Here is a 6,348-nt window from a genome sequence, read left to right as displayed (position 1 = left end):
AACTTCAGGATAAAGGTTTAGTAATCCCATTTGTTTGAAATCTTCACTGCATAATCCTATAGCTTCCAGTAATTCATGATTATGTTTCACATCCTGAGGTACTAGTTTTAAGCTTTCGATTGTGAAGTGGTCGGCATCCTTGAAGCAGTCAACAATAGCTTCTATCTCAGTTATCTCTGGAATAAAAGGTTGTATTCTTATCCCTACATTGTAACCATTATTTTTTAATTGGTCGAAGAATCTTATACGTTCCTGTATATGAGGTACATTATCTTCCAGGTAACCTACCATATTAGATATGCTTAACTGGAAGCTATGCAAGTCAGGTGTTAATGGTACATCATAAGTATCAGCGGTTTTTGTACTGAATAATATATGCTGTTCATATTCGTTACATATCTCCACTATTTTCCTTGTGTATTGTAAGTGTTTTTCTCTTGGTTGGAAGCAATCGGATTGACCTCCACCGTGTAATGTTATTCTTTGTTTTAGTAATTGTTCTAGGAAATCTTTAGGGTTTATTTCTTTATCATCATAGATTTTACGGAATTTGTTTTTTAACCATTTGATGTTTACTGTGTCTTCTACTTTTGCTCCTATTACTCGGTGGTTGGCGAAGCAGTATTCACAGTTAAATGTGCAGTCTTTGTAGGTGTCTAGTCTTATGGGTAATCCGCAGATTGCGAATTTACTGGACACGTTTAAAGGATAAAACATTATAATCGTCACCTCATTTTTTAAAAATTTTTTTTCTTTGGGTAAAAAAATAAAATAAATGATTATACTAGCTTTGTTTGTCCATTACCAATATAATCCCAGTATCGTTTTTCAATAATCTCGCAGTAATCAGAGCTTAACTCCATCATGAAACATTTACGGTCTGTTTTTTCACAAGCTATTAAAGTCGAACCGCTGCCACCATATAAGTCTAGAATTATATCTCCTGGTTCGGTGAATTCTAGTATTATTTGTTCTAGTAATCCTACTGGTTTTTGTGTGGGATGTACTCTTTCGATTAATTCTTCATTACGGTTTCCTTCACGTAACATTCCGCTCCAGGTGTGATGGTATAAGTAACAAGCTTTGCCTTTAAGATTGGTCCAACATAATTCAACATCACTAAAATTATTTCGTTTAATGTTTAGGTTTGATTTTTTAAACCATACTAACCATTTGGAGTTATTTGGTAGTTCATGGGAGAAGTTATTAGCACCAAATATTATTGATGGTATGTTTAAATCTAATAAATGCTGTGGATTGAAAGGTTTATCATCACCAAGTATGGGTTTATATCTTCTAGGTTCGACAATGCCTCGTGTTCCTACTGTGCCTTGTGCATCTTTAAATCTTGGTGCTGCGGGACTACCTACTGTTCCAGTAATTTTCCCATCATCTGTTTCGGAGTTAATGTCTACAATATTAATCCCATACGGTGGGTCTGTGAGTAATAAGTTAATTTTAGAGTCGCCAATTAATTTAGATACATCTTCTTTACGTGTGGCATCTCCATTTAGTAAGCGATGATTATTTAATTCAAGGACTTCATTAGTTATTGTCATCACCACCTATTTTAACAGCTTTATTTCCAGTATATTCCTCATAGCGATTTAATATTATTTGGCAGTAGTATGGATCTAATTCCATCATATAACATTGTCTGCCAGATTGTTCGCAGTAGATTAATGTGCTACCACCACCACCGAATAAATCCAATATTCGGTTGAAGGTTCCTTTATTTTGGAATTTATTGAAGATAGCTTCGTATAATCGGATTGGTTTTTGTGTTGGATGTACTCTGCCTTTTTTCTCACTTGCTGTTGTGAATTTCCGCACTACGCTTCGTATGTTACTGTAGGCTAGTTCGCAATCTGTCTGGTCTGAAGCACCATTGTTTTTATCCCATACTAGCCAGCCTTCTGCGGAGGGTAATGCCTCGGTGAAATAGTTGGCTCCCCACCAGATATGAGTTATATCAGGATACATTTCCCTTGCAAGTTGGAATGATTTAATAGCTACATCGTTAGTGTCATCGTTTAGGATATCGGTTTTATATCGTTCGGATAGGACGCCGGATTTTGAAACTGCGGACATACCATACGGTGGGTCGGTGAATATCATATCAATTGTTGCACCGTCAACTAATCTTTTGATGTCTTTTTGTTTGGTGCTGTCTCCGCATAGTAAGTAATGGTTGCCTAGGCGATAGTAGTCTCCGTGTTCGACTGTTACTTCTAGGTCTTCTTCAGGTTCGTATTCATCTTCAGTTATCTCGGTTTCGGTTGGTGTTTCTATTGTTTCTAAGTGAATATCTAAATCTTCCAGGTCTAAGCTGTTGAATCCTGTTAGTTCTGTGTCGAAGCCGTTTATTGTTAGTTCTGTGAATATTTCTTCGAGTTTGTCTAGGTCCCATTCCCCACTGATTTGGTTTAATGCTATGTTTAATGCTTTTTCGTAGTCTTCATCGTGGATTGTTAGTTCGGTTTCTGGGAATATCCATCCGATGTCTCCTAGGCGGATGAGATTTAACTCACTATTTTCACCTTTTTGTATGTATTGGTCGAGTAGGACTGTGTATCGTTGGTGTCCTCCTATGATGTGGTTGTTGTTTAGGTTTATTATTATGGGGTCTACGAATCCAAACTCATTAATACTGTTAGCTAGTTTCTCATATTCTGTGTCGGATATTTTCCTTGGATTGTATTCGGCGGGTATTATACTAGTGATTGGTATTGTTTCTAAATCCATTACTCATTTCTCCAATGTTTTTGAGTATTAGCTTAATACCTCACTAGTATCAGCTATTTTCTCTGCTTTTTCTCCAGTATATTTTTCCCATCTGTCGATGATTACTGTAGCATATTTTTCATCTAATTCCATTATATAGCAGCGACGGTTTAATTGTTCACAAGCTATCAATGTACTACCACTGCCCCCGAATAAGTCTAGTACTATGTCGCCTTGCCTTGAACTATTCTCAATAGCTTTGGCAGGTAATGGTATGGGTTTCATTGTCGGATGTAAATCGTTTTTACTGGTTCTTTTTATATCCCATATGTCGAAGTTGCTTCGGTCTCCATAGAAGTTGTGTTCATTGAACCATCCATATACTATAGGTTCGTATCTGCTCATGTAGTCACTGTTGCTTAGGGTATGGTTGCCTTTGTTCCATATGATTAGGGCCTTGTAGTTATTGTTTAAAGTGTCTAGTGCTCTGAAGATATAATCTAGGCCGAGACGGTAGAAGCAGACATAGTAGGCTCCTCGGTTGTAGTGTTGTATGTTCTGGAATAGTTTGAGGATGAATTTGTCGCCATCTTCACGTGACATTTTGTCGTTTTTGATGGCTCCGTGTTTTGCATTAAAGCTTTTGCTTCCATCTGCATGAACGTTTCCTGTGAATCCCATTAGGTAGGGTGGGTCGGTGAATACCATGTCTGCTTTTTCATTGTCGAGTAGTGCTTGGATGTCTTCATCACGGGTGCTGTCTCCGCACATTAGACGGTGTTGGCCTAGTTGGTAGATTTCACCTTTCTGTACTCGGGCTTCAATAGTATCTTCTTCAATGTAGTCATCTTCTTCAGCTTCAATATCAGTTTCATCTAATGTTGTGGATAGCTCGTCTGTGAAGTTAATGTTTAATTCCATTAGCTCATCATCATTGAATCCAGTTAAATCTATGTCGAAACCATTAACTTGTAGGTCTTGAAATACTTCCTCTAATTTATCCAGGTCCCATTCACCACTAATCTTATTCAAAGCTATGTTCAGGGCTTTTTCATTATCCTCATCAGCTATTGTTAGTTCTGTTTCAGTGAATACCCAACCAATATCTCCTAATCGTATCAGATTTAATTCCGCTTGAAACTCCCCATCCAATAGGCACTGGTCGAGGATGGCTTCATAGCGTTGATGTCCTCCTATGATATGATTGTTTTTCAGGTTGATTACAATAGGATCTACCAAACCGAATTCTTGTAGACTGTTTCGTAGTCGTGTTTTATCTTGGTCGGATATGGTTCGTGGATTGTATGGTGCTGGTATGAGGTCTGTTATTTTTATCTTCTCAAAAGACATAAAATATTAGTCCTCCTTGGTGCAGATTATTTCTCTTATCCTGTTTTCTTTTTCCTTGTATGGTTCAAGGGCTTCGTAGTGATTGTTTATTAAATCCCTTATCTTGCGTAGGTCTTCTATTATTGTGGTGTTGTAGGTTCGTAGGGTTTCCATGTCTTTAACATAGTATACCTTGTTTATGCGTATTAGTATAAACCTCATAAATCTTCTTAACTCCCAAAATTTATTTTTTTTGGAAAAGCAATGGAATCCGGATTAAAAATGCTCTTCAATATTTTCCCTAACAGGTGGAGTTAAAAAAATCATATTCCATTGAATAAGTTTAGAAATAATGGATATTTTTTATTCTATCTCTATGATAAATCAATGGAAATCTGTTAAAAAATGGGTTTTTATTATACTATTTTTATGTGTTATCTTCATGTTAAACGGATGTATTAGGGGTTTTGGTTTTATTCTCTTTGGGAGTTGTGATATTTCATTGTATTTCTGTGATATTTTATGTTTTTTATCGAGATATTTTTAAGAATATATCCTCATTCTATAATAGTATATAAAGTTAACTATACTTTTTAGTTGGTAAGAGTCAATAATGAAGGGATACAATAAAAAAAATTATTATAATCGTAGATGAAAAAAAATGACAGACCGAGAATATCCATATACTACTTTTCAAATAAGCAACTTAACAGTCAACAAATGCACAGACTGCCGAAACCAAACCTGCACAATACTATACGACCAACACCACGACCTACACTTCAGCCACACCTGCGGCAAAGTAATAATGCAATCAGGACACTACCACATCGAATACACAACCAACCCCTACTACTGGGAAAACGAATACCAACGAAGACGAGAAATACAAGAACTCAAAACAATACTACACCAACTCAAAGAACTAAAAAAGAAACACCTAGAAATCAACATCAAAGAAATGACAATAACCATCCACGACCCCTTAACTGAAGATGACACCTACCTAATCGAAAGAAGCTGCCGATACACCAGCTTCAAATTAACTGAACATAATGAGTATTACATAATACAAAAAGAAGAAACAACAGGAGCAAAAAGAAAATGACAGACATAAAACCAACCAAAGAAGAAATAGACTTACTAAAATACAGTGTAGACTTATTAATCCACGAACAACTAGGCGAAGAACACGCACTACTCGACCTAATCTACGAAAGACAACAAAACAAGAAAAACATCACAATAACCGTAGAACTCAACACAGAACTATTAATAGAACCAAATGATGACATATCCAAATACGGCCACCACATAATAGTCAAAAACAATAAGGAAACCAAATACCTAATCAACACCCACAAAATAATCTACATAAAATAAAAATCATCATCTAAAATTGGAGGCTTAAACAATATGACTGAAACAGCACTCGAAACAATCAAAATAACAGACATCACACCCGCAAGATACAACCCAAGAAAAATATCAGATGAAGACTATAAAAAACTATCCAATAGTATAGCAGAATACGGTCTTGTGGATCCAATCATAATAAACTTACAAAACATGCATATAATTGGTGGTCACCAGAGGTATGATGTGCTTCTAGAAAAATACATCTCTGGAGATGAAACATACGCTGAATTACAATTAATCCGCAGAGGAGATATTGGATGGATTTTCTTAGATGAGGAGCTCACCGTGAAAGATTTGAATCATGAAAAATCATTAAACATAACCTTAAACAAAGTACAAGGAGAATGGAATCTCGAGAAATTAGAAGAGGTTTTCCAAGATATTAGCACAGAGGGAATCCCATTAGAATTAACTGGATTCGATGAAAAGGAAATCAAAGATATGTTTAAAGACATTGATTTGAGTAGCTTCGATGATGGCTTAGATGAATCACTAAGTGATGAAGAACCTAAAGAAATAAGCAACAGCAGAAACCGTAAAGAAATCACTTGTCCTTCCTGCGGACATGTCTTTTTCGAGACAGATTATCTAGATGATGATATTTAAATAATATTTTCATCAAACATAACTAATATGACAACATTAAAAATAGGTAACTTAAAAAAATTAATTGAACACATCCCAGATGATTATGATGTCTCTTACAAAACTGAAACCTCAACAAAACTATTAAGCAATACTGTTGAGATTGATTTAGACAATAAGGAATTAATACTTAAATAATAGAAATTACATAAATCATTATTGGTAGAGTGAATCAAATAATACTACTAGGGGAAGAAGACTATAATGTTTTCTTCCCCTTTTTTTTATTTT

General features: G+C 35.5%; 9 protein-coding genes. 4 read left to right on the top strand and 5 right to left on the bottom strand.

Translation table 11 applies throughout. The annotated features are described in order from the left end of the window. The 5 genes from ACJROP_RS06390 to ACJROP_RS06370 form a co-directional block, all read right to left on the bottom strand. On the bottom strand, nt 1–717 hold a 717-nt coding region (locus ACJROP_RS06390), incomplete at its 3' end, for a hypothetical protein (protein WP_406534651.1). A gap of 62 nt (nt 718–779) precedes the next feature. Then, nucleotides 780–1,559, bottom strand: a complete 780-nt coding sequence (locus ACJROP_RS06385) for a DNA methyltransferase (RefSeq protein ID WP_406534650.1) — start codon at nt 1,557–1,559, stop codon at nt 780–782. Next, the gene (locus ACJROP_RS06380; RefSeq protein ID WP_406534649.1) at nt 1,546–2,745 is read right to left on the bottom strand and encodes a DNA methyltransferase; all 1,200 of its coding nucleotides are present in this window, start codon (nt 2,743–2,745) and stop codon (nt 1,546–1,548) included. Before ACJROP_RS06380 ends, ACJROP_RS06385 begins: the two co-directional genes overlap by 14 nt. A 27-nt stretch (nt 2,746–2,772) precedes the next feature. Further along, nucleotides 2,773–4,074 carry a site-specific DNA-methyltransferase gene (locus ACJROP_RS06375; protein WP_406534648.1) on the bottom strand — a complete coding sequence of 434 codons (1,302 nt, stop codon included), beginning with the start codon at nt 4,072–4,074 and terminating at the stop codon, nt 2,773–2,775. 6 nt (nt 4,075–4,080) lie between these two features. Then, entirely contained in the window at nt 4,081–4,275 is a 195-nt protein-coding gene (locus ACJROP_RS06370) for a hypothetical protein (RefSeq protein ID WP_406534647.1), read from the bottom strand. A gap of 439 nt (nt 4,276–4,714) precedes the next feature. On the opposite strand from ACJROP_RS06370, the gene ACJROP_RS06365 reads away from it, so the two are divergent. The 4 genes from ACJROP_RS06365 to ACJROP_RS06350 are packed head-to-tail and all read left to right on the top strand — an operon-like array spanning nt 4,715 to nt 6,255. Continuing rightward, nucleotides 4,715–5,161, top strand: coding sequence for a hypothetical protein (locus tag ACJROP_RS06365; protein WP_406534646.1), 447 nt, complete (start codon nt 4,715–4,717; stop codon nt 5,159–5,161). After that, on the top strand, nt 5,158–5,436 hold the full coding sequence (locus ACJROP_RS06360) for a hypothetical protein (RefSeq protein ID WP_406534645.1): 279 nt from the start codon (nt 5,158–5,160) through the stop codon (nt 5,434–5,436). The genes ACJROP_RS06365 and ACJROP_RS06360 overlap by 4 nt, the downstream gene beginning before the upstream one ends. A gap of 33 nt (nt 5,437–5,469) precedes the next feature. Then, a complete protein-coding gene (locus tag ACJROP_RS06355) occupies nt 5,470–6,078 on the top strand; it encodes a ParB N-terminal domain-containing protein (RefSeq protein ID WP_406534644.1) in 609 nt (202 codons plus the stop codon). A 27-nt stretch (nt 6,079–6,105) separates the two neighbouring features. After that, nucleotides 6,106–6,255 (top strand): hypothetical protein, encoded by a 150-nt coding sequence (locus ACJROP_RS06350; protein ID WP_406534643.1) that lies wholly within the window; start codon nt 6,106–6,108, stop codon nt 6,253–6,255. Nucleotides 6,256–6,348 lie beyond the last annotated feature (93 nt).

It is taken from the genome of Methanobrevibacter sp., assembly GCF_045220775.1.
In the GTDB taxonomy this organism is placed as follows: domain Archaea; phylum Methanobacteriota; class Methanobacteria; order Methanobacteriales; family Methanobacteriaceae; genus Methanocatella.
Note: the sequence above shows the minus strand (reverse complement) of the source record. Positions and strands in the feature narration are given on the sequence as shown.